The organism is Prevotella multiformis, assembly GCF_018127985.1.
Classification (GTDB): domain Bacteria; phylum Bacteroidota; class Bacteroidia; order Bacteroidales; family Bacteroidaceae; genus Prevotella; species Prevotella multiformis.
Genome location: NZ_CP072357.1, coordinates 950,379 through 975,000 on the forward strand (window position 1 = coordinate 950,379; position 24,622 = coordinate 975,000).

Here is a 24,622-nt window from a genome sequence, read left to right on the forward strand (position 1 = left end):
GACCCGGCAGGCGGCCGTCAGCCGGACAACGCGTCACCGCATCCGCTTTTCCCTTACAGGCCGGTTTGTCAGACGGAGTTGGCAAAGCCCTTCCTTTTTTATATTTAATAACACATTTATCACGGTATATTCTTCTCGCATGGTCTTTTTTTTTCGTAACTTTGCGGTATCGTATAAAAAGAGAATCATACTCTTAAAAAATATATTTATTATGAAGTACTTAACAAACGAGAAACTCGTCATCGTCGGTGCCGGCGGCATGATCGGTTCAAACATGGTCCAGACCGCACTTACACTCGGTCTTACCCCTAACATCTGCCTGTACGACATCTATGAGCCGGGTGTTCATGGCGTGTTCGACGAGATGGAACAGTGCGCTTTCCCGGGTGCCAACCTCTCTTATACCGTTGACCCGGCCGAGGCTTTCACCGGTGCAAAATACATCATCTCTTCCGGTGGTGCTCCGCGCAAGGAGGGCATGACCCGTGAGGACCTGCTGAAGGGCAACTGCAAAATCGCAGCTGACTTCGGTGAGAACATCAAGAAGTACTGCCCGGACGTAAAGCACGTTGTCGTTATCTTCAACCCGGCTGATGTCACCGCATTGACGGCTCTGATCCACTCCGGTCTGAAGCCCAACCAGCTGACATCACTCGCCGCACTCGACTCTACCCGTCTGCAGCAGGCGCTGGCTCACGAGTTCGGCGTACAGCAGGACAAGGTTACCGGCGCGCACACCTACGGCGGCCACGGTGAGCAGATGGCAGTATTCGCTTCTCAGGTGAAGGTCGACGGCAAGCCGCTGTCAGAGATGGGGCTTTCTGCCGAGCGTTGGGAAGAAATCAAGCACCACACCGTGCAGGGCGGTTCAAACATCATCAAGCTGCGCGGCCGCAGTTCTTTCCAGAGCCCGGCTTACAATGCTGTCAAGATGATCGAGGCTGCCATGGGCGGTGAGAAGTTCACCCTGCCGGCCGGCTGCTACGTCAACGATGAGAAGCTCGGCTTCAAGAACGTGATGATGGCCATGCCTACGACCATCGACGCTACCGGTGTCCACTACACCGAGCCTACAGGTACGGCAGAAGAGATGGCGTCTCTCCAGGCTTCTTACGAGCACCTCTGCAAGATGCGTGAGGAAATCATCAGCCTCGACATCGTTCCGGCTGTTGCAGCGTGGAAGAAGGACAATGCCAATCTGTAAGACAAGCTGACAAGTCAACTGTCAAGCTGACGAGCTGACAGCAGGTATTATCAAAGAAAGGCAACCGACATTTGCAGTCGGTTGCCTTTCTTATTTCACTGGCATACGTGTAAAGGGTTCAAGGGTTTTCTCCCAAAAGCTTAGGAGCTTTTTCAAGAAAGCTTAAGAGCTTTTCAAAGAAAGCTTAGGATCTTTTCAAAAACATTCTGCACGCCATTTCTGAATTACCCTCGCCCGCGTTCTGCCTGCTTTCTGCCACTGACAGAAGCCTGGCACAAGGGCTGAGACTATTCTATTTCAATCCTGACAATGCGCTGGTTGAGACGGCGATAGAAATAAGGAATGCGCAGGGGCAGATGGAAAAAGAACGGGAACCGCCCTTCGTCGTAATCGCTCATAAAGTACTCCTTCCTCACGTGCAGCCGGCTGTTCCATGTCTCCATGTCCTTTGTATTGAGCAGCGACCACTTGAACTCGGCTCCCTTTCCCATCTTCCGCAGCATATCATGCTTCTTCTCGCGTCCGACAAACATAAAGGAAAGCATATCAAACAGCACGGTGGCTGACGGCAGCTTGTCGCAGATGTTGCGGAACAGTGCCTGCACCTTTTCCTCTGGGAAATACATCAGCACACCTTCGAGGATAATCAGAACGGGCCTGCCATACGAGCTAACCTTGTCCAGCCAGTCGGTCTCGAACATGGATTCAGACAGACAGGTGTTGCGGTCCGTCTCTGTGAGGAAGCGGCGGCGCAGGTCGACGGCCTCCGGGAGGTCGAGGTCGAACCAGTGTGTCACCTCCGGCCGTCCCAGCCGCTCGTACCGTGCATCCAGCCCCGCCCCCAGCTGTATCACGACAGCGTCGGGATGGCGGGCAAGGAACTGCCGGGCCTCATTGTCAATCAGCTTGGCACGGATGCAGCAGCCCAGTTGCGAGAGCTTTACATTATTGAACTTCGAGAAGTCATAGTCAATCTGTCCGATAATCTCCTTTGCCTTCTCGTCACGCAGCAAAGGATCGGGACGGTCGGTCTCCACAGCCTTCGCCCACAGCGTGGTAAGCATCGTCTCTGGAATCTCCGTCAGAATGGATTTAATCTTTTCCATCAGCATTCAATATTAATAATGATGCCCTGTCCGCTTCATAAGTACAGACCTCTTATACTGGTATGACACAGCAGTACAGGGCTTCATCTTTTACTAGTTATTCAGTCAGAAGTGGCCTCGTGTATATGATTCGTTATGATGAAGACAATCATTGACAAACGGATAATGCCTGTCAAAGTCGTTGGTGCAAAGATAGGGAATAACCTGAAGCCGGACAATACCTAAAAATCGGTAAATAGACATTTGCGACAGCGTTTCCTTTGCATTGAGACAAAGAAAAACCGACGTCTTGCCGCTACACAGATTGACAGACAGAAACATCTGCATAGCCCCGAAGAAAGCAATGCGCTGCCTGTGCCATGTTCCAAATAATTTATATATCTTTGCAGCATAAGCAAAGTTTTTGGCAAGATGACAGATATTAGAATTGAAAAGGGAATCAAAAAAGACAATGCCTTGCTTTTATGTGAATGGTCTAATGAACAGGGGGAAGCGTTTCAGGAGCAATGGACAGGCTCCAAGATTTCTTACCCGCTGGATTATGGCAAAATAAAAGAACTGGAGTATGTGTTTTCGATATTCAACCAAGGGGAATTTATCGGAATAATACAGGAAGTACGAATTGACAAGGACAGCATACACATTGGCCGGTTTATCATAAATCCCCGGAAAACAGGGTCGGGCCTGGGGACAGAGGCATTGAAGAGATTCGTAGACCTCATCTTTGAGAATGACAGTATTAAAAGCATTACCCTTACGGTTTTCGCTTTCAACCAAAACGCAAAGAGAATTTACGAGAAACTTGGATTTGAAATCAATGAGGTAATTGAGATGCCGAGGCTGAAATACAAGATGAAGAAACACAGATGAATCCGAGTTTACCTGACTCCATGCAACAAAGTAGTTTGAGAGGCAGTACCTGTCCGGTAGACATTTCCCATGCAGGTCAGTCGTCAGCATCCCACTATACATCATGACGACAGGATTGAACCGGCCTTTCCCAGCGAATGTGCTGATGCCCGTCACGTGTGGAGTTGTCGGTAAACACCAGTCGTGTTGACGGCCCGAACCTTGCCGATATATTGCCAGGATGGGAGCAGATTGTGGATAGAAAAGAGTTGTGTCGGGGAGAATTTATCTGATCAAGAGGCTTGTTTTTCCAAGAACAATGCAGAATAGTCTGTTTAAAGGAGATTACACATGGGGGATCATGCTGTTTTAGTTTTATCGGACAGCATTATTAAAAAACAATTCATCAATTTACAAGATAAAAATCAGCACTTGATGCAGGTCTGTCCCTGACGACATTCAGTCGGTAGGGAAAAGTCGGATCAGAAACAAAAGAAAGCCTATTTCTCTACTCACAAATGAGTTTTGAAATGGGCTTTCTTATCGGGGAGCCTCAAACTGTAAGACTCTCAAAAAGGCATTTGCTTTTCTGCACACTCTCATGGAGAGGCGAGACTTTATTGCACCTTGTACTTCTCCGCCTGGCTTCGGATCAATTCTGCATCCTCGAAGTAATTGATCTGCATGGCGGAGCGCACCTCGTCCATCGTCTGTGCGGCAGTCTCACGGGCAGCAAGCGATCCTTTCTTGAGGATGTTGTAGATTTCCGGAATGTCCTGCTCGTTCTCGTGACGGCGTGTGCGGATAGGATCAAGCATCTTGTTCAGGACGCTGTTGAGCAGCTTCTTACACTTCATGTCACCGATACCACCGGCTGTGTAAGCTGCCTTCAGCTCGTCAAGGTTCTTGAACTCCGGCCAGAACTCCGCAAAGTCCTCGTCTGTCGAGAAAGCATCAAGGTAAGTGAACACGGCATTGCCCTCGACATGACCGGGGTCGGAGACATTCAGATGGGCAGGGTCGGTGTACATAGTCTTCACCTTCTTCCACACCGTATCGGCATCATCCGAGAGATAGATACAGTTGCCGAGACTCTTGCTCATCTTTTCCTTGCCGTCCGTACCGGGCAGACGGCGTGCCGTAGCGTTCTCCGGAAGCATGATGTTCGGTTCTACCAGCACAGGCGCATAGATCTGGTTGAAGCGGCGTACGATTTCACGTGTCACCTCCAGCATCGGTTCCTGATCCTCACCGGCAGGCACGGTCGTCGCCTTAAAAGCCGCTATGTCGGCCGCCTGTGAGACCGGGTAAGCAAAGAATCCCATCGGGATATTGGCTTCAAAGTTACGCATCTTGATTTCCGTCTTCACCGTCGGGTTGCGCTGTACACGGCTGACGCTGACAAGGTTCATGAAGTAAGTGGTCAGTTCGGCCAGTTCGGGTATCTGACTCTGTATGTAGAGCACACACTTCTCCGGAGTCAGACCGGCAGAGAGGTAATCCAAGGCCACCTCGATAATGTTCTGGCGAATCTTCTCCGGATTATCGGCATTGTCTGTCAACGCCTGGACATCGGCCATGAAGACAAACATCTTATCGTAGTCGCCGAGGTTCTGCAGCTCCACACGGCGGCGGAGTGAACCCACATAATGACCGAGGTGCAGCTTGCCTGTAGGGCGGTCACCGGTCAAAATAATCTTTCCCATGTATCTTCTTTTGTTTTTGTTCGTTATTCCTGTCTGCTGCCAGCCTCCTATTCGTCATGTGCCGTCACGGCAGCAGTGTCAGCCTGTTCCTCCTGCGGTTCCTCCTCCGTATTCTCCTCCTGCTTCGGTTTCTCTTTTGCAGGGGCTTCGACAACGGTATCAACCACCTGTGCAGGCGGTTCGTCAACCGGCGTTTCGTATGGAATCGTATCGGTAGGAATACTGTCCGTCGGTGTGGACTTCGGTCCGGAAGACCGGAATCCGATATACGCTCCGACACCGATCGTCAACAGAAGCAGACCGATGACAATTCCCCATGCAACAGCATGGCTGTTTTTCTTTTCCTTTCCGTCGTCATTCCCAGAATCCTGCGCCGCATAGGCAGGCTGCTGTTCATACTGCTGCCCGGCACTCACCAAAGGCAGCGTGACTTCCATGACACCGTGGCAGTGCGGGCACTTGCATTCGATTGTCTGCCCCTCGCCTGCCTCAACAATGAACTGTGTGCCACAGTTATCACAGGTTATCTGATACTTCATAACTTTACGTTGCTTAGAATTTTCTTTGTTGCACCGGCCAGGCCCTTGACATAAGCACCGGCCATATTACCGCAAGCCATGCGATATTCTTCGTCATCGGCAAGGCGATCCATCTCCAGCGTAAACGTAGCAAGATCGCATACCTCCAAGCCTCCGCCGTCGTGCAAGAGTCCCTGCGCCTCGGCAAAGTGCTTGTTATTAGGACCGAACAGAACCGGCATACCCCATACGGCTGCTTCGAGCACGTTATGGATGCCGACGCCGAATCCACCGCCGACATAGGCGACATCGCCATAGTGATAGATGGAAGAGAGAAGTCCGAAGCAATCAATGACCAGCACATCGGCATCAGCAACGTTCTCTTCCGTCGCCTGTGTATAGCGCACCACCTTCTTATCCTTAATCAGTGCAAGGATGAATTTCAGGTGGTCCTCCCCGATGACATGCGGCGCGACAATGAGTTTCCAGTCCTTGTGTCCGTTGAAGTATCCGAGGAATATCTCCTCGTCAGGCTGCCAAGAAGAACCAGCCACAAAGACTTTCTTACGGCCGGCAGTATCAGCTCCAACGAATTTCTCCACCAATGGCAGCTGTCTGCTGGCTTCTCTGATCTGCAGAACCCTGTCGAAACGTGTGTCCCCCACCACCATGGCATCGTGAATACCTATCTTGTCCAGAAGCTGCTTACTCACTTCGTTCTGTACAAAGAAGCGTGTAAAACACTTCAGCACACGTCCGTAACTCCGTCCGTACCATCTGAAAAAGACCTGGTCGGGACGGAAGATACTCGACACACTGTAGGTGGGAATGCCCCGGTGTTGCAGGATATGGAGGTAGTTGTACCAGAACTCGTACTTGATGAAAAAAGCCATTACCGGCCGTACAGCACGCAGGAACCTCCTTGCATTCCCCACCGTATCAATCGGAAGATAAGTGATGATGTCAGCACCGGCATAGTGTTTCCTCACCTCATAGCCTGAAGGCGAGAAGAACGTGAGCAGAATCCTGTACTGCGGACAGTCCCGCCGTATCTGCTCCATCAACGGACGGCCCTGCTCGAACTCACCCAGTGAAGCGGCATGGAACCAGATGTACCGTGCATCCGGATCCACTTTCTCCTGTAATGTCCTTACAGCCTCCCGTTCGCCCCGCCACATCCTGCGCAGTTTCTCATTGAAGAGACTGCCGACGGCAATACCGAACTGGATGGCATACATTATTATATCATACATATTCGGCTTGTTTTATTTAGCCTTCAAACTGTTCATCCAAGTACTTCAATTGCCTTGCGCATTCGTTTTAAGGTCTCCTCCTTCCCGAGGAAAGCGGAGATGTCGAACATACCCGGGCCCTTGCCGATGCCGACGAGCGTGAGCCGAAAGGCATTCATGATGTCACCGAGCTTATAGCCCTTGTCCTCCACCCACTTCATGACGGCAGCCTCCTGCCCTTCAACAGAGAAATCTTCTATTCCCTCGAGCACTGCCGCCAGTTCGGTCATCTGCTGTGCCGAATATTCCTTCCACCGCTTCTTGACGGTTTTCTCGTCGTAGCTTGTCGGGGCAATGAAGAAGAAAGAGCAAAGCTCCCACAGCTCCTTCACAAAGCTGACACGGTCCTTCATCATGTGAACGACCTGCTTCACCTGATCCATCGTGGCCTCGACACCATTGTTGGCAACAATGGGAGCGAAGAGTCCGGCTATTTCATCATCACTCTTGCGGAGGATATACTCATGGTTGAACCACATTCCTTTCTTATAGTCGAACTTGGCTCCGCTCTTTGAACATTTCGTGATGTCAAATGCCTGTACAAGCTCATCGAGCGAGAAGAGTTCCTGTTCCGTACCGGGGTTCCAGCCCAGCAACGCCAGGAAGTTGACCACCGCCTCGGGAAAGTAGCCGCTCTCACGATAGCCGGAGCTGACCTCTCCGGTCTTAGGATCGTGCCATTCCAACGGGAAGACCGGAAAGCCGAGACGGTCGCCGTCCCGCTTGCTGAGCTTGCCCTTGCCCTCCGGCTTCAGCAACAGAGGCAGATGGGCAAAACGCGGCATGCTGTCTTCCCAGCCGAAAGCACGATAAAGCAAGACGTGCAGCGGCGCACTGGGCAGCCACTCCTCACCACGGATGACATGGGATATTTCCATCAGGTGGTCGTCGACAATGTTGGCAAGATGATAGGTAGGCAGCTCGTCCGCACTCTTGTAAAGCACCTTGTCATCCAGAATGTCACTTTTGATGCAGACATCGCCCCGAATCATGTCGTTGACATGGACTTCCTCTCCCGGCTCGACCTTGAAGCGGACAACAAACTGCTGTCCGTCGTCAATCAGACCGTCCACTTCTTCCTTCGACATCGTCAGCGAGTTGCGCATCTGCATACGTGTGTGGGCGTCATACTGGAAGTTCTGAATCTCCTTGCGTCTGGCTTCCAGCTCTTCCGGTGTGTCGAAAGCAATGTAAGCCTTGCCTGCATCCAGCAGCTGACGGACGTATTCCTTGTAAATCTCACGACGCTCACTCTGACGGTAAGGGCCGTATTCCCCACCGAAGCTGACCCCCTCGTCGAACCCGATACCCAGCCATTTGAACGAGTCAAGGATGTACTCCTCTGCTCCCGGGACGAAACGGTTGGAATCCGTATCTTCAATACGGAAAATCAGTTTGCCGCCATGCTGACGGGCGAAAAGGTAGTTGTACAAAGCCGTACGCACACCGCCGATATGCAAGGCACCCGTAGGACTCGGTGCAAAGCGCACCCTCACATTTCTTTCTGCCATTGTCTTGATGAAAGTCTTAAATATTATTTTCCCTGCAAAATTAATGTTTTTTTTTGACTATACGCCATATTTTTAGTATTTTCGCAAGTTGTTAGCATATTGCCTCATCAAGGCCGGACAGGTCGTCTGGACATTCACGAAACGAAGACAATAATGATTAGATTCAGAAACATCAGCCATCACTATTGGCGCAACATGATTTCGAGGACGGCACTGGTCATCGTGACCGTGGTGCTGATCGTGCTTTTCCTTCCCCGCACAAGGGGCAAGCTCTTCCACTATGACGAGGGCAAACCCTGGATGTACGGGCAGCTGATAGCCAAATTCGACTTCCCCATCTTCAAGACCGAAGAGGCTTTGAAGGCGGAGCGCGACTCGATGATGAAGCATTTCCAACCATACTTCAACATCAGCCCGACGGTCGAGAAGAAGAATATCGACGAGTTCAGACACGCATACAGAAGCGGCATCCCGGGACTGCCGCAGGAATATGTCGAAGTGATTGCACGCCGGCTGCACGAGGTCTACGAAGCCGGCATCATCGACCCGCAGCAGTATTCCACGCTGGTCAAGGACAGCGACAACCTCATACGGGTGGTGACAGGGAAACAGGCGGTCAGCGTGCCCATCAGCAAGACCTTCTCCACGCTCGGCGCCTACGAACATCTCTTCATGGATCCGTTACTCGGACCGAAACGCTCGGTGCTGCAGCAATGCAACCTGAATGAATACATCGAGCCCAATCTCGTCTACGACAAGGACCGCAGCGAGACGGAGATGAACGATATGCTCAGCCTCATCCCGCAAGCCTCGGGCATGGTGCTGGAAGGTCAGCGCATCATCGACCGCGGCGACATCGTCGATGCCAAGACCTACCGTGTACTCAACTCCTTCGAACAGGCCATGGAGAAACGCAATGCAACCGAAGCCGAGATAACCTCGACACTCATCGGGCAGAGTCTCTACGTGCTTATCCTCATCGGGCTGTTCACCCTGTATCTGGCGCTTTTCCGCAAGGACTACTTCGACAAGCCGCGCTCCATCTCCCTGCTCTATGTGATGATCGTCATCTTCCCGATCCTCACATCGCTGATGATGGAGCACAACATCCTGAGCGTCTACATCCTGCCGTTCTCCATGGCGGCGATTTTCTTCCGGGTGTTCATGGATTCACGGACGGCTTTCATCGGCCATGCGACAATGGTGCTCATCAGTGCCGTTGCCGTGAAATACCAGTACGAGTTCATCATCGTGCAGCTTGTAGCCGGCCTCGTGGCCATCTATTCCCTGCGTGAGCTGTCGAAACGAAGTCAGATCTTTCTCACGGCCATCCTCGTCACGATCGGGTCAGCAGCCGTCTATTTCTCGCTCCAGCTCATCCAGGCCGACGACCTTTCGAAGCTCGACCAGACCATGTACTATCACTTTGCCGTCAACGGCTTCTTCCTCCTCTTCACCTATCCGCTGATGCTGGTGATCGAGAAGACCTTCGGATTCGTCTCGACGGTGACGATGTTCGAGCTGTCGAATACGAACAACGAGCTGCTGCGCCGTCTCAGCGAGGTCGCCCCGGGAACTTTCCAGCACTCCATCACGGTGGGGAATCTCGCCACGGAAATAGCCAACAGAATCGGTGCGAAGAGCCAGCTGGTACGTACCGGCGCACTCTATCACGACATCGGGAAGATGCTCAACCCAGCTTTCTTCACCGAGAACCAGGCCGGCGTGAACCCACATGACAAGCTGAACGACCTGGAGAGCGCACGCATCATCATCAGTCACGTGACCGAAGGGCTGAAACTGGCAGAGCAATACAATCTGCCACGGGAAATCAAGGAGTTCATCACGACACATCACGGGACCGGACTTGCCAAGTACTTCTATATCCATTACAAGAACGAGCACCCTGACGAGGAAGTCAACGAGGACCAGTTCCGTTATCCCGGCCCCAACCCCTTTACCCGTGAACAGGCCATCCTCATGATGAGCGATACGGTGGAGGCCGCCTCCCGCTCTCTGCAGGAATACACCGAAGAGAGCATCAGCGAACTGGTCAACCGCCTCATCGACGGACAGGTGGCTGACGGCAACTTCACCGACTGCCCCATCACCTTCCGCGACATCACGGCTGCCAAGAACGTACTCATCGAGCGGCTCAAGGCGATGTATCACACCCGAATCCAATACCCGCAGCTGAAAGTGTAGAGACTTTCCGGCTGCCTTCCATCTATTTTGAATTATTGGTGCCCGATTGTTGTAGCATATAGAGGTTTAATCGGACAGCAATAATTTTGAACAGCGGCCCTGGCAATGCCAGGTCTGCCAGGCATAGATAGTATAGATAGCCTAGCCAGTCTAGCTGATATGGCCAGGCTATCTGATTTATCTAAGTCCGGATAGCTCCGGTCCGGTCCGACAACCGGTAAAAAGCAAGTAAAAATTTGGAGATTTAGAACAATATACTTAACTTTGCAGCCAAATTTTACAGGTTTTATATATACTTACAATTCATTCAATGAAGTATCAGAAGACGCTCATTGCCGCGGCATTGCTGGCAATGACGACCCCATTACAAGCCGGGGGACTGCTTACAAACACCAATCAGAACATTGCCTTCAACCGTAATTTCGCACGAGTAGGCGCCATCGGCATAGACGGTGTGTACTTTAATCCTGCCGGAGTAGTATTCCTTGACCAGGGGTTCCATCTCTCGCTAAACTTCCAGAACGTTTATCAGACGCGTGAGATCACCTCCTCCTTTACCGTTCCCGCTTTCCAGCAGATCCCTTCCCTGCAGCCTTTCTCACAGCCTTTCTTGCTGAACGGCGGTCAAAAGGACGGCAGCAAGTTCTATAAGGGAAAGGCTTCCGTTCCTATTCTTCCGTCCTTCCAGGTAGCCTACAACAAGGACAGATGGAGCTTTCAGGCCGGATTCGGACTGACGGGCGGCGGCGGGAAGGCCACCTTCAACGACGGTCTGCCCAGCTTCGAACGGCAGGTTTCCCTGCTCCCCGCACTGATCAACCAGCAGCTGCCTGCCTTCGCACAGCTTCTCGGACAGCAGGAAACGCCTGCTACCTCTTACAGCATGCAGAGCTACATGAGCGGCCAGCAGTACGACTTCGGACTCCAGCTGGGTGTCGCCTACAAGGTCAACGAGCATCTGTCCGTATACGGCGGTGCCCGGTTCAACTATATCTACAACAAGTACGAAGGGAACATCACCGACATCTCTGCCAATGTAGGCGGAAACAACCAGAACCTCTACGGCTATTTTGATGCCAAGGCAAAGGCACTGGGCGAAAAGGCCAATGTCCTGCAGGCACAGGCGGTGGCGGCACAGACACAGGCGGCAGCTTACCAGGCACAGGCGAATGCCGCGACCGACCCGACGGTAAAAGCACAGCTTCAGGGAGCTGCCGACCAGTATGCCGCCGGAGCGAAGCGGGCCAGCGAGGGGGCGAAGCTCGTCAGGGCCGGTGCTGACAAACTGAACAGCAGCAAGGAACTGGTAAAGGACCGCTATGTGGATGTACGGCAGCGGGGCTGGGGCATCACGCCTGTCCTCGGCATCGACTACCGATCAGGCAAATGGAACCTCGCCGCACGCTACGAGTTCACGACGAAGTTCAACATCGAGAATGACACCAAGCGAGACGACACACACCACTATGAGAATGGAGTGAACACGCCGAATGACCTCCCCGGAATCCTCGCCCTCGGCGCACAGTACGAAGTGCTGAAGAACCTCCGCATCATGGCGGGCTACAACTATTATTTCGACAAGGATGCACGCATGGACAACAACAAACAGCGTTTTCTCAAAAAGAACACGCAGGAGTTCCTTGCCGGTGTCGAGTGGGATGTCACACCGGCCGTTACCGTCAGTGCAGGCGGACAGCGCACGCTCTATGGTCTCGGCGACGGCAAGTATCTCACCGATCTCAGTTTCGTTACCAGCAGTTACAGCTTCGGATTCGGGGCAAAGGTCAAGGTGGCCAGAAACATCCATCTCAACGTGGCTTATTTCTTTACGGACTATTCCAACTTCAAGAAGGAATACAACGATGCCATCACTGTGGGCAGCCAGCAGGTGACACAGCCTGACGGGACCGTCCTGACACAGCCGAAGACGATAGCAACGAAGAACACCGACATCTTCACCCGCACCAACAAGGTTTTAGGAGTCGGGCTGGACATCGACTTCTAAACTGCCGGAACACAAAACCATACCCATCAAAAATACTGGCGGGTGTGTCAGATATGCCGATGCGGACTTTCCCGTCCGCTCTTCCAACGGCATATTGGCACACCCGCTTTCCGTTATCAGCCCGCACGATTTCCCCTTGCTCCCCTTACAGCCGGTCGCACAGGGCATCCGCAACCAAAACGACTCCCGGAAGCCGGTTCTTTGTCAAGAAGATTCTGCAACCAAGGCCTGGGAATGCTGTTCCCAACCGGTTGGGACTTCTGTTCCCAAGGCTTGGGAATGGTATTCCCAACCGGTCGGGAACAACAGGCTTTACCGCCTTCCGGGGTGTGTCTTCTTGAACGTGTGACAGCTTCCGGAGGTTTACAGGGCGTATAGGAATAGATTTTATCTGGCAATTACAGGCTTACTATGTTATCACACCGTCAGAACATGGGTGTGTCGGAATAGATTTCATCAGGCAAATACAGGCGCACCTATTGCGGATCGACATCATAATACACCTGAAGAGCACCGTAACGCCTGTCTTTCAACATTGCCTCCATGGCGCCACGAAGATACTGGCGGACACGTGCATAATCGATCCCGTTCTCAAGTTTCAGCACGATCTTCCGGATGCTCAGCGTCTTCACGCGCGCCACGGCGGGTTTGTCCGGCCCGAGCACACGGCTGCCGAAGATTTCACGCAGGCGGCTGCCGAGTTCCAGTCCTGCAGAATTGACCGTATTTTCCTCTCTGTGCTTCAAGTAGACATAGATGAGATGATAGAACGGAGGATAATGGAAATCATGCCGTTCTGCCAGCAGGTCAGAATAGAATGCCCGGTAGTCATTCTCCACCACCTGCCGGATAACCGGCAGATCCGGGCTCTTCGTCTGCAGGATGACCAGCCCCCGCTTTCCTTTCCGTCCCGCCCGTCCGCTGACCTGACTCATCATCATAAACGACTGCTCGTAAGCGCGGAAGTCGGGATAGTTCAGCATCGTGTCGGCATTCAGGATGCCCACGACCGACACCTTGTCGAAATCCAGCCCCTTGGAAATCATCTGCGTACCGATCAGGAGGTTGCTCTTTCCCGTGGAGAAATCATGGATCAGACGTTCGTAGGCATTGCGCGTCCGGGTGGTGTCGAGGTCCATGCGGGCAATGCGCGCCTCGGGGAAAATGTTGCGGATTTCATCCTCTATCTTTTCCGTACCGTAACCGCGTCCGCGGATGTCTCTGCTCTCGCAGCAGGGGCATACCTCCGGCACACGCATCGTGTAGCCACAGTAGTGGCAGGTGAGGTAGTTCATGTTCTTGTGGTAGGTAAGCGACACGTCGCAGTCGGGGCATTTCGGCACCCAGCCGCACTGCCGGCATTCCACCATCGGGGCAAATCCCCGCCGGTTCTGGAAAAGGATGGCCTGCTCGCCCCGTCCCAGCGCATCTCTTACGGCGGCAAGCAGCCGTGGCGAGAACGGCCCTGTCATCATCTTCCGCCGGTAGAGGTCTTTGATGTCCACCACCTCGACTGCGGGAAGCTGCAGATCCTTGTAACGGCGTGTCAGCTCAACAAGTCCGTACTTGCCCTGCCGGGCATTATAATAAGTTTCCATCGCAGGGGTAGCCGTTCCCAGAAGTGTCTTCGCACCGGCATACATCCGTGCCAGGACAATGGCAGCCGACCGTGCATGATAGCGCGGCGCCGGATCCTGCTGCTTGAAACTCTGCTCATGTTCCTCGTCGATGATGACCAGACCGAGCCGCTGGAACGGGAGGAAGACGGCACTTCTCGCACCCAGTATCACATCGTAAGGGGTCTCTGAGAGCTGCTTCTTCCATATCTCCACCCGCTCGGCATCGCTGTACTTGCTGTGGTAAATGCCCAGCCGGTTGCCGAACACCGCCTGCAACCGTCCGGTTATCTGTACGGTGAGGGCAATCTCCGGAAGCAGATAAAGTACCTGCTTGTGCTCGTTGATGGCTTTCTGGATCAGATGGATATAGATTTCGGTCTTTCCCGAGGAGGTCACGCCGTGCAGCAGGGTTACCGGATGTCCCATCATCTGCAGGAGTATCTGGTTATAGGCCTCTGTCTGCGCTTCGTTCAGGGGCTTCATGCGTTCGGGATGCGATGCAGTACCAGAGTTCAGTCTGCCGACTTCTTTCTCGTAAGTGACAAGAAGCCGCCGTTCCTGCAAGGCCCGTACGACCGCCACGGAAGCATGGGTGACATTCATCAGTTCCTCCCTCGTCACCTCACGGAGAGGGGTCGACGGTGAGAAATCGTCCATTCCATCGACTCCTGCCAGCCGGAGATACGCCATGAGCACTTCCACCTGCTTCGCCGCCCGCTTCATGGAATCAAGCATCAGAGTGAGTGTGCGCCCGTCCCGGAATCTGTCGGCCAGACGGATGTATAGCTCAGTGCGCGGACGGAAACCGTCTTCCGCCTTCAGTCCGGACGGGAGTGCTGCCTTGTAGACCTCGCCGATGGGCGACATATAATAATCGGCGATCCACCGCCACAGCTTCAATTGCCGGGGGAGAAGCACGGGAGCACTGTCCAGGACATCCACTATATCCCTATAAACGATTTTCTTCTCTTTTCCGCATCCATTCCCCGATGGATCCGGGATATTTACAGGATAGTCTGCCACGATTCCGACGTACATCCTGCTCTTGCCCAAAGGCACTGACACCCGCATTCCCGGTTGGATCCTCGGGGCAAGCGTCTCGGGCACACCGTATGTGAAATAGCCTTCCAGAGGCAGGGGCAAGATGATGTTTGCGTAAGTCATTCGTCGGATATAAATCGTACAGTAGGGTCGCAAAGGTACGAATAAAATGGCACGTGTACAATGAAATCATCATCTTTAGGTATTGTACGGCCGTCGGAAAATTTCTATTTTTGCGACAGATTACATACGCTATTCACCTTTCAAACAGAGAATTATGAAAAAAGTCATTTTCATCACCTTATGCCTGCTCGGCCTTATCGGTATGACAACGGCATGTCACTCAGAGAACGGAAACCAACAGGACATGATGCCTTCGGCTTTACAGGGAAAGCTGGCGGGAACGTATGTCCCGCTTTTCAGTGAGCAGGGAATCAACGCTCCCAAATGGGACCGGCTGTGGATCAGTGAGACGGCGAAATACACGGGCATCGGACAGGCGCCGGCAGCCGTAGAAAAGATGAAGAACAGCATGGCGGGAACAGTGATCGGACAGGAGGCCATCGCCAAATTCGGCGACCATCCCAACAGCGACATGGACTTCTCAGGTCCCTATCAATTCGACTGCGGCTTCAAACAAGGAGTGGCAAAATTCATCATCAGCGGAAGAAACATCAAGGGGCTGGATGGCCAAGGGAATGTGCTGTTCTCACACAACTACTCTGAATATGATTACGACAAGAGTCTGGACACGCACAAATTCAAGAGCGACGATGGCAACAAGGATGAATTCACCTATTTCTTCTTCCGGCCAGACACACCTGAAGAGACCTGCCATATAGAGTTCCGTTACGGAAGCGATCCCGACGCACTTACTGGATTACGGACAGGACGATATGCTTACTGGATGGCTGCTGCCGTGCGGGAAGGGAATGATGCCGACTGCGAAGGGTCGATCCGGCTGTTCGTAAAAGAGAATCTGTCAAAGGAAAAGGAATAAGGCCGTTGATGGACTTTCCCGGTGTCTGCTTCCGGCTGCATCATCCTTTTTACAAGCCCAACCGCTTTACAAGTCCAACCGCCACGGAGACCGGAAGCCATCGGTCATCACCAACCCGGTCCACAGCCGCATAGAAACGAAAATCCCCATTCCTTCGGCGAGGAATGGGGACAGATTGCTGCAATATAAAAGAGGTTATGGGTCGGTACCGTCAGAAGAAGTAGGCCACGCCCAGCTGCCAGGAGTTGTTGCGGCTGCTCTTCTTGTTGAGTCCGAGCGCACCGCCGGCAGCCTGCGTAGCCGATTTCCAAGTGACATCAGCCGTCTTGCCACAGGCGACATTGTAATTGGCACTTACCTGGAGATGTTTCAAAGCGGTGATGCCGAAACCGAGGTTAATGCTGAAGTTGCTCTTCTTCAGTGCATAGCTGCTTCCTTTCATCCAATGGAAATCCTTGTCGCCGACATTGAATGCCACCTGCGGACCGGCAAAGAAGAAGATGCTGGCCGTACTGCCGAGCCCGATGGCATAACGTACATTCAAGGGAACGGCAATCTGCTGCTGCTTCACGGTCTTTTTTTCCGATTCATAATCGAGCTTGGCAGAACGGTAGTCGTAGAGTACCGAAGCATCCATTCCCAGACCGACGACCGGCAGAGTGAACTTAACCGTAGGGCCGAAGAACCAGCCGGCCTTGTTCGTCTCGTCGAACACATCACTGCTGAAACGGAAATCACTCACATTCAAACCTGCCTTCAGACCGAACTTCAGAGGCTCGTCCGCACGTACCGAAACGGAGGGAAAAGCCGTCAAAGCCATTAAAGCCAATAGAAAAGTTCTCTTCATAATCATCAATTGTCAACGATAGCGGTTGCCGGCAGCACTGCTCCCTGCATCCGCATATCCTGTTAAACATATAAGAATCCTGTCAATGCCGTTCCCGACGGACAGTAACACGTGCAGGACCGGAGCCGGAGCCGCTGCCTGATGAAGGCCGGCGGGTACGGCGGATGCTGCCTGTCGATGCACCGCGGCGGCTGCGCCCCATCTTCTTAGGTGCTTTCTCCGCTTCCTTGGAGGCAGCAATGCTGTCGAGACTGTCGCGCCGGGCCGGATCACCGTAGACGGTCTTCTCGAAGTCGGTCAGCTCACGTTCTATCTTTTTCTGCTCTGCAGCCATGGCAGAGTCGGTAGGACAGTATTGTGCAAGCGTCTTGCCCAGCATGTTGGTCGTCTTGTAAATCTTTCCCTGATAGAGGTTCATCGTGAAATAGTCGTCCACACTCATCGTAGCAGCATTGTTCAGGTTGCTGGTCATGATGATCTGCTTGGAAAGGAAAGGTGCCAGATCATCGTAACGGACCCAGAAGAGCGGATATTTGACTTCGCCGTCACCGAAGTCATCTTCACGATACATAATCGGGCAGAGGGCTACGACCTTGCGGTGAAACGTAGAAGTTCCCTGGTCGTAATAGGCGCTTTCCTTGAGGTAATAGCCCTTCACCTCACCGGAGGGAATGTCGCTGTTGTCGAGCCGGATGCCATGGTCCGTACGCTCGTAGAAGATGTGGTAGTTGTCGAGAAACTGCAGAGGCTTCACCCTCGCTGAATCCGTAAACACCTCATTGCCGTCCATACGGTAGTTATAGGCTGCGATGCCGCCACGGTTGGGTCCGTTCATCATCAGCTTAAAGATATAGGTAAACAGATTCATCTGCGAACCGACAGGCTCGACAGGATAATACAGACCCGCATTGGCATCCTCGGTGAGCTTCAGTTCACGATAAATGTCACGCCGCCAGACAACATCCTCCTGCATGGGAGCTGCCGTAGGAAAGGAAATCTGCGCACGGGTCGTTATCGTATTGCCCGGCGACCGGTGCTGTGAACTGCGACGTGCAGCAGGCTGGGCACTTGCCGTAAGTGCCAGAAAAGCTGCGCAGGTTATGAGAATTATTCTTTTCATTGTTTATTTGTTTGTCCTTTGATAAGCGGAACCTCCTCTCCGAATCTCTCAGAAAGAAGCAACATCGAAGAGACTGTGACAGACTGTCATGGAAAGTGACAGACTGTCGACTGCCAACCGTCCGTTGCCGACTGCCGCGGCCGCCGACTATCTCACTATCACTTCCATGTTTCTTCCATTAAGGGTTCTCGTTGTCCCGTCAGGGCCATGAACGACAACATTGGTGATGTAGAACCGCTTGTTACGGCTCAGCTGGCGGAACTGTTCCTTCTGCTGTGCTGAGAAGGAAGCGCCATTGCTTGCCAGGGGAACAGCATTGCCCATATTGTCGAAAAAGACGACACGGAAGCTGGTGACCGTGAACGGAATGTCGAGCAGACCGTCGTCAATGGCCGCATGGATGCCCGGTGCCGACATGAGGGCTGCCTTTGACAGTGCGCCGCTCTTGAACCGGTCAGTCCCCATGGCGATGTACGGTGACGGATCCGGCAGCTTGCGGACACGGAACTTGTACTCCCCTATCCTGCGTCCCTTGGCAGACACGGCAATCGTGACCGGCTGACCGACAGCCGACGGCCGTGCGATGAAGTGCCCTCCACCGCGTGACACGAGAGATCCGCCCGACATCGTCGCCTGCACATCTCCCTGTGATGTGTTGGGGATGCTGATGGTTATCGGGTTGTCAAAGCCTGCATAGAGCACGTTCATCAGGTCAGCGGCAATCGTCGCCATACCGTCGAACGGCGGGATTTTCTGCATCCCTTCCGGACTGATATACTGCCGGGGCTGCGGACCGCCTGTGACCCAGTAGTCCTGGGAGAAGTTACGGCGTAGCACATTGCCCGCCAGATCCTTGACAAGGATATATCCGCTCAGCGTATGCCTGCCCGGCATACCTGCTTTGACGGTCATCTGATTGCCCTTGATCTGCTGTCCGTTGACATAGACCAGGGGCTGCTGCGTAGAATCAACGGCGGCCATGAACATCCGGGCCGTCATCGTCTCACCCGGGTAGAGGCGTGTCTGGCTCGGGACGACAAAAGCCTGCAGCTTGTTGACGCGCAAGTCCTTCAGCCCGACGTTCGCTACCAGCGTATGCAGCACCTCGCCCTCAGCATAGCGGACATCGCTCTGCAGCTTGGAGAGCAGCGTCACAGCTGCGGCGACAGGCATATTCTCAAACATATACTCTTCCCAGTTCTTCCCCATCGAATGACGGGGAACAACCGTGGAGAGGTTGCTGGCGATGATCTTCTTCTGCCGGGGATCGGTCACGAACCGGAGAATGCGCATACGGTAACTGTTGATTGCCTCATAGAGTCTGTGCCCCTGCCCGTTCGCCGGGTTCAGCATGATGTAGCTGGCCGCTTCGATATTGTCTTTCCCATCGATGTGCAAGGGGTCTCCCTTCTCACCGTCGGCCTCACGGACAATGGCGACTTTCAGCGACTGCGCATAGTCGTAGAGCGAATCGCTCATCTCCCTGACCGTCGATGCCATCATGAACCACTCCTTTACCTTCTGCGGATTCTTGCGCATCATCTGGTCCAGCTCGCCGAAGATGGCCTCATTCTCCTTGGATGAGTTTCCCGTCGTGCGGTTCAGGCTCTCTTCTACGACAGAGAAGCCATTGAGCACCTCGGTAGAGATATTCAATGCCAGCATCGCCATGAGGACGATGTACATAAGATTGATCATCTTCTGGCGAGGGGAAATCTTTCTCTTCTTAATAGCCATTCATTCTATTCTTTGCTGCGGGAAGACATCTGCAGGCAGACTTCCTCCCCGCCATGACACTTCTTTACAAGCTCCCGGAAGCGGGAGACTGGGGGGCAGCACCGGGGGCGGCCGCGCGCATGTTGACCGTCATCGCCTCAATCATCCGGGCATAGATGCTGTTGAGCTGTTCAATCTGATGCGCCATCCTGCGGGTCTGCTCATTGATCTGGTCAATGGTACCGATCTGCTGGCTGGCTCCCTTGAGCTGCATTTCGTAAACTTTCGCAATACCCGTAAGAGTGCGGTTGAGGTTTTCCATCTCTTCGCTGTCCCGGGTAAGACGCTGGCTCTGGTCATTCACCTTACCCAGCATTTCCGTCAGGTTCTGCAATGCAGATACATAATTCGTCTGCGCTTCTACCATCTCCGGCGTCTGCTGCTGTGCATCGGCAATCACCTTGCTCTGTTGGCTGACGACTGCCGCCGCAATGTCACTCGCCGACGGGACCGGCTGCGACCCTGCAGCTGCGACACCGGCCGGAGAGACCGGAGACGGCTGCGGGGCAACGCCGTTTCTGTCTCCACCAAGATACTCTTCCGTCACGTGCGTGGCGAGTTCACGCCCGTCATCCGTCTTGTCAAACGGACGGTCGAAAGCCGAAAGGAAGAACACGACAACCTCTGTACCCATACCGAAATAGAGCATGATGTTGGCTCCCGGCAGGTGGGTCAGCTTGAACAATGCACCGAGAATAACCACCGAAGCACCCCAGCTGTAACCATAGTTGAGGAACGTCTGTCCGGGGACGCTGTCCATCCACTTCTGCAGACGGTAAACGAAATTGTATTTACTGTACTGTGTCATTTATCTTCTCTTTTTCTTACTGCTTTTCTTATTCTCCCTGGCAGCCTCGCTGGACGAGCTGGCAAGACTGCGGACACAACGGAAGCCGATGTAACTGCGGGGCTGGTTCTGGTACTCCCATGTGCGCCACGCACTGCGGATATAGCTCTCCGGATCCTTCCAGCTTCCTCCTCGCACACTCTTCTTCTTCAGCCGGTAGGGGTCTTCCCGGGCCGCCTTGTAGTCGAGCTGCGGATTGAGGTCGTTCATCGCATCCACCCCGGCCTCGGTGTAGACCGTACTGGTCCACTCGGCGACGTTCCCCGCCATGTCGAACAGGCCGTTGGAATTGGCACCGTAGATGCCCACCTTGCTGGTAATCAGGTTGCCGTCCTTCGTGTAATTTCCACGATCCGGCTTGAAGTTGGCGAAGAAACAGCCGTTGCCGTTCTTCACGTTATGATTGTCCCAAGGGAACTCGTCTTGGTTCTTCCCCCGGGCAGCATACTCCCACTCGGCTTCAGTCGGGAGACGGTAACGCTGCACGTAGCGGGCTTCCTTGCCGAGTCCCTTGAGCAGGTACTCTGTCCGCCACGCACAGAAAGCGTTGGCCTGCTCCCACGTGACACCGACAACCGGATAGTTGTTGTAAGTAGGATTGCTGAAATAATTACGGAGATAGATCTCGTTGTCCGAATTCCGGAAGTCATTGACCCAGCAGGTCGTATCAGGATAGATGTTGACGATATAGGTGTTCAGGAAGTCCCAGGGGCCTGTCAGCGGGCGGTTGATGGTCTCGTTGTGGATCATGCCGTTGTCATCCACATACGCCGTATCCTTGGAAATCATCACCACTTCGTCCGGGTCGACCGTGACATCCGTATTCAGGTTGCGTTCCTGCGGATTCATCCGGTTGCGGCGAAGGGCCGCGGTCGTATAGTCATAGATTTCATAACGGTAGTTCATCTGTCTGGCATCAAGGCTCTTCTCCCCCGTGACAGGATTGGTCACATAGAGACTCTCGAAGGCGCGCTGTTCGTCCTCGGTAGGCTTGCGGGGAAGACGCTTGTTCCAGTTCAGATGGGGGGTGACAGGATCGCCGTTCTTATCCTCCGTGATCATATAAGTCTCGTCGCCGCCGTATGCCGGATCTGCCAGACGGGTGCGGAGAATGGAGTCGCGAACCCACTCTACGAACTGCTTGTACTCGGAGTTGGTGACCTCCGTTTCATCCATCCAGAAGCCGTCAACGGAAATGTCCTTTACCGGAGTCTTCTTGCCCCAGAGGGAATCCTGCTTCTCCAGACCCATCCTCAGCCAGCCGCGTTTGACAAGCGTCATGCCATAAGGGGTCGGTTCGCGGAAGGAACGTGCGCCGCCAACGCCAGTAACCTCACCGCCACGACCTGACGAAGAAGTCGCCTTACCGGAGAAACAGCCTGTGAGCGTCCCCAGGAAGGTTGCACCGAGACAGAGAACGATTATACTTTTCTTCATTTTCATTATATCTTTCTATAGAAATCTTACGCTTTTATGTTTGTTCCGGCCCCTCTTCTGAAGGTTGATGTCGGTCTGATAGCTGACGAACAGCCCGTGGCTGCCGTTCTTGAAGGCAGCAGAACCGGTGTACATTTCATAGCTGTAACCGATGTTGATGCCGTGGAACGTTCCGCCTGCAAAAGCCGTCACGGAGTTGGTCGGGCTGTAGGAGACACCTCCGTAAAGCATTTTCTTCTCGTGGGTATAGACCAGCCGGGCCGTGAGGTCTGTACGGGAGACCGTCCCGTCATAGCGTGCGAGAACGGAAGCCGGTATAGTAAGGAACGGATTATGCAGTTTAATATTGTATCCGCCTGTCAAATAATACGTGCGGTTGACCTGCAGCTCATTGGTCTCGCCCAGCTCTACCAAGGGGGAGTTGAGATGCTGGACGGATGCGCCGACAAACCAGTTCCGGTGTGTATAGTAGAACCCTGCCCCGAGGTCGAGACGGTTCCCGTTGACTTCCGACTGCGACAGGGCGGGGTCGTTCGTTTCCTCAGGATCGAGCTTGGAGCCGTCGAACTTCTCGAAGAGCATACCTGCCTGAACACCTGCCGAGACCATTCCGCCCCAAAGGTGATGACGGAAGGCATACTGGGCACTGACACGCTGGTGGGTGAAAACGCCCAGCTTGTCGTTGAGGATGGAGATGCCGGCCCCATGGTACTGCCTCAGAAAGTAAAGCGGCATGTCTGCCCCGACATAGAATGTGTTCGGGTTATGCTCGTAGCCGGCAAAGTCGAGACTATAGGCACCCACGACATTCAGCTTGTTGTCCTTGCCCACCGATGCCGGATTGAATGACGGCTCCATCGCCCAATAATGACTATAAGACGGATCATACTGTGCCTTGACAGAGGCCTCTGCCAGACAAGCAAGCGCAATTATGAATATCAAGCGTTTAAGCACGCCTTTATAACGAACAGGATGAAGAAATATTGCTTTCGAATACATATTTGTTAAGGCTGGTCTGTTCAAGAAGATTTTCCCATCTATGCTTCGGTCGAAATGATACACACATAAAATCGGAATCTATGAATCAACTGAAACACAACCAGTTACAAACAACAGGGGAAGAGATGCCCTATTGCAGTGCAAGTAACGCCTGATTGAAGCCCAAACAGGCGTTAGTTGGGATGCAAGTAACGCCCGGTTGCCAAAGAGTCATGCACCAACCTGTTTGTATCGACCGGCTACACTTGAATTAAATGCGATTGCCATCCTGAAGTACGAAACAAGAATCACGGCTCAGACACCAGAAAGCCCGAAACAAAAAAGGTTACCCGCACTTGCATGTAAGTAACCCTTTTCCCACCTTTTAATATTCATCTTCATTCCACAGGAAATCATCTTTTGAAGGATAATCAGGCCAGATATCCTCGATACTGTCGTAGACATCACCTTCATCTTCAATCTCCTGGAGGTTTTCAAGCACCTCAAGGGGTGCACCCGACCGTATGGCATAGTCGATCAGTTCGTCTTTTGTTGCAGGCCATGGAGCATCTTCCAGCTTAGAGGCCAATTCCAGCGTCCAATACATATTCCTAATTTTTTACACGTTTCTTAATGCGTGCAAAAGTAACATTTTATTTTTTATCTACAAGTGTTTCCCCACGTTTTTTCACCATCACCGCCATGAATGTTCAGATAACGCGAAAGGACGAAGAAATAATCTGACAATCTGTTCATAAAGGGCAAAACAATCTCCGGCACGTCGTGGTGGGCCGACAGCGCAACCATCCGTCTTTCCGCACGTCTGCACACCGTCCGGCAGACATGACACTGCGCCGCAGCCTGAACACCGCCCGGAAGGATAAAATGATGCAGAGGGGCGAGTTCTGCATCCATGCGGTCAATGAGAATCTCTAATTCCATCGTATTCCGCACAATGACAGGGTGCTGCAAGGAGGAATCCTTACCTGAAACAACAAGCGCACCTACGCTGAAAAGTGTTTCCTGAAGCTGCTCGAGAAAGAGGGTATGTTCGTTCTTGACATCGTCAGACAACAGTGTGCCGTCATTATGAAACAAAAGAGAAATCAACAACCCTATGTGGGCATTCAGTTCGTCAAGTGTGCCGCAGACTTCTATACGGGAATCATCCTTTCGGGCACGGGAGCCATCAGAAAGGGATGTAAGCCCCTTGTCGCCGCCTTTTGTATATATCTTCATCTTATTTACAGGTTGAATTGATGCCGTATTCTACCGTTTTTTAGTAACGGTATGTCAACGTGGAATCTCCAGGACAGACCCTAAAAATTCACGATATAGTTTTGTTTGACAACACTGGTGTTGAGAAAGACGACACCGCAATAGTACAGGTCAAAAGTCACGCCCGTTCTCCGATCAGAAATAAGCTCCTTCCAATAATTCTCCGTCTCCTTGTCCCGCTGTATCTGCTCAATGACCAGAACACAAGAGGAAGGCAAGACATCAAGCGCTTTGTTGACAAACAATCTATAACCATCCACCAAGGAAATGCGGACGACACTGT

Annotated in this window: 20 protein-coding genes (1 of these 20 running past the window's edge); 5 read left to right on the forward strand and 15 right to left on the reverse strand. The window is 52.9% G+C overall.

The genetic code is table 11. From position 1 onward, the window contains the following. The first annotated feature begins 211 nt into the window (after positions 1-211). Entirely contained in the window at positions 212-1,204 is a 993-nt protein-coding gene (locus J4864_RS03965) for a malate dehydrogenase (RefSeq protein ID WP_004351851.1), read from the forward strand. Positions 1,205-1,491: 287 nt separating this feature from the next. Here J4864_RS03965 and J4864_RS03970 read toward each other — a convergent pair whose 3' ends face one another. Further along, the gene (locus tag J4864_RS03970; RefSeq protein WP_211813698.1) at positions 1,492-2,316 is read right to left on the reverse strand and encodes a class I SAM-dependent methyltransferase; all 825 of its coding nucleotides are present in this window, start codon (positions 2,314-2,316) and stop codon (positions 1,492-1,494) included. A 405-nt stretch (positions 2,317-2,721) separates the two neighbouring features. On the opposite strand from J4864_RS03970, the gene J4864_RS03975 reads away from it, so the two are divergent. Then, positions 2,722-3,180 (forward strand): GNAT family N-acetyltransferase, encoded by a 459-nt coding sequence (locus J4864_RS03975; RefSeq protein ID WP_211813700.1) that lies wholly within the window; start codon positions 2,722-2,724, stop codon positions 3,178-3,180. A 596-nt stretch (positions 3,181-3,776) separates the two neighbouring features. On the opposite strand, the gene trpS is transcribed toward J4864_RS03975, so the two are convergent. From trpS to gltX, 4 genes are read right to left on the reverse strand one after another with little or no spacing between them, the layout of a single operon-like run. Further along, positions 3,777-4,865: a tryptophan--tRNA ligase gene (gene trpS, locus J4864_RS03980; protein ID WP_211813702.1), complete on the reverse strand. Its 1,089-nt coding sequence runs from the start codon at positions 4,863-4,865 to the stop codon at positions 3,777-3,779. 47 nt (positions 4,866-4,912) lie between these two features. Further along, entirely contained in the window at positions 4,913-5,404 is a 492-nt protein-coding gene (locus J4864_RS03985; protein ID WP_004351833.1) for a hypothetical protein, read from the reverse strand. Continuing rightward, positions 5,401-6,636 carry a 3-deoxy-D-manno-octulosonic acid transferase gene (locus J4864_RS03990; RefSeq protein ID WP_211813704.1) on the reverse strand — a complete coding sequence of 412 codons (1,236 nt, stop codon included), beginning with the start codon at positions 6,634-6,636 and terminating at the stop codon, positions 5,401-5,403. Before J4864_RS03990 ends, J4864_RS03985 begins: the two co-directional genes overlap by 4 nt. A 32-nt stretch (positions 6,637-6,668) precedes the next feature. Continuing rightward, positions 6,669-8,186: a glutamate--tRNA ligase gene (gene gltX / locus J4864_RS03995; protein ID WP_211813706.1), complete on the reverse strand. Its 1,518-nt coding sequence runs from the start codon at positions 8,184-8,186 to the stop codon at positions 6,669-6,671. A gap of 153 nt (positions 8,187-8,339) precedes the next feature. Between gltX and J4864_RS04000 the strand changes: the two genes are divergently transcribed. Together J4864_RS04000 and J4864_RS04005 are read left to right on the forward strand one after the other, a co-directional pair. Then, positions 8,340-10,391 carry an HD family phosphohydrolase gene (locus tag J4864_RS04000; protein ID WP_007368912.1) on the forward strand — a complete coding sequence of 684 codons (2,052 nt, stop codon included), beginning with the start codon at positions 8,340-8,342 and terminating at the stop codon, positions 10,389-10,391. Positions 10,392-10,701: 310 nt separating this feature from the next. After that, the gene (locus J4864_RS04005) at positions 10,702-12,396 is read left to right on the forward strand and encodes a hypothetical protein (protein ID WP_211813708.1); all 1,695 of its coding nucleotides are present in this window, start codon (positions 10,702-10,704) and stop codon (positions 12,394-12,396) included. Positions 12,397-12,872: 476 nt separating this feature from the next. Here the strand turns inward: J4864_RS04005 and priA are convergent, their stop codons facing one another. Beyond that, positions 12,873-15,179, reverse strand: coding sequence for a replication restart helicase PriA (priA, locus tag J4864_RS04010; protein ID WP_211813710.1), 2,307 nt, complete (start codon positions 15,177-15,179; stop codon positions 12,873-12,875). A 154-nt stretch (positions 15,180-15,333) separates the two neighbouring features. Here priA and J4864_RS04015 point away from each other — a divergent pair, with 154 nt between their 5' ends. After that, the gene (locus J4864_RS04015) at positions 15,334-16,056 is read left to right on the forward strand and encodes a hypothetical protein (RefSeq protein WP_211813712.1); all 723 of its coding nucleotides are present in this window, start codon (positions 15,334-15,336) and stop codon (positions 16,054-16,056) included. Positions 16,057-16,267: 211 nt separating this feature from the next. Here the strand turns inward: J4864_RS04015 and J4864_RS04020 are convergent, their stop codons facing one another. The 9 genes from J4864_RS04020 to J4864_RS04060 all read right to left on the reverse strand — a co-directional run. Continuing rightward, entirely contained in the window at positions 16,268-16,903 is a 636-nt protein-coding gene (locus tag J4864_RS04020) for a porin family protein (protein ID WP_211813714.1), read from the reverse strand. Between the two features lie 82 nt (positions 16,904-16,985). Beyond that, positions 16,986-18,023, reverse strand: a complete 1,038-nt coding sequence (gene porN / locus J4864_RS04025) for a type IX secretion system ring subunit PorN/GldN (RefSeq protein ID WP_211813716.1) — start codon at positions 18,021-18,023, stop codon at positions 16,986-16,988. Positions 18,024-18,170: 147 nt separating this feature from the next. Further along, complete coding sequence (gene porM / locus J4864_RS04030; RefSeq protein WP_211813723.1) at positions 18,171-19,760, reverse strand: type IX secretion system motor protein PorM/GldM; 1,590 nt, start codon at positions 19,758-19,760, stop codon at positions 18,171-18,173. Positions 19,761-19,824: 64 nt separating this feature from the next. Next, positions 19,825-20,607 carry a type IX secretion system motor protein PorL/GldL gene (gene porL / locus J4864_RS04035; RefSeq protein WP_211813728.1) on the reverse strand — a complete coding sequence of 261 codons (783 nt, stop codon included), beginning with the start codon at positions 20,605-20,607 and terminating at the stop codon, positions 19,825-19,827. Then, complete coding sequence (gene porK / locus J4864_RS04040) at positions 20,608-22,089, reverse strand: T9SS ring complex lipoprotein PorK/GldK (RefSeq protein ID WP_211813729.1); 1,482 nt, start codon at positions 22,087-22,089, stop codon at positions 20,608-20,610. Positions 22,090-22,098: 9 nt separating this feature from the next. Beyond that, positions 22,099-23,037, reverse strand: a complete 939-nt coding sequence (locus J4864_RS04045) for a PorP/SprF family type IX secretion system membrane protein (protein WP_211814608.1) — start codon at positions 23,035-23,037, stop codon at positions 22,099-22,101. Positions 23,038-23,446: 409 nt separating this feature from the next. After that, a complete protein-coding gene (locus tag J4864_RS04050; protein WP_007368922.1) occupies positions 23,447-23,668 on the reverse strand; it encodes a DUF2795 domain-containing protein in 222 nt (73 codons plus the stop codon). A gap of 53 nt (positions 23,669-23,721) precedes the next feature. Continuing rightward, positions 23,722-24,300, reverse strand: a complete 579-nt coding sequence (locus J4864_RS04055; RefSeq protein WP_211813735.1) for a cob(I)yrinic acid a,c-diamide adenosyltransferase — start codon at positions 24,298-24,300, stop codon at positions 23,722-23,724. A gap of 80 nt (positions 24,301-24,380) precedes the next feature. Next, positions 24,381-24,622, reverse strand: partial view of a hypothetical protein gene (locus tag J4864_RS04060; protein ID WP_211814609.1) — the end only. Its footprint extends 367 nt past the window's final position; the window shows 242 of its 609 coding nt (coding positions 368-609); its start codon lies beyond the right edge, outside the window; the stop codon is at positions 24,381-24,383.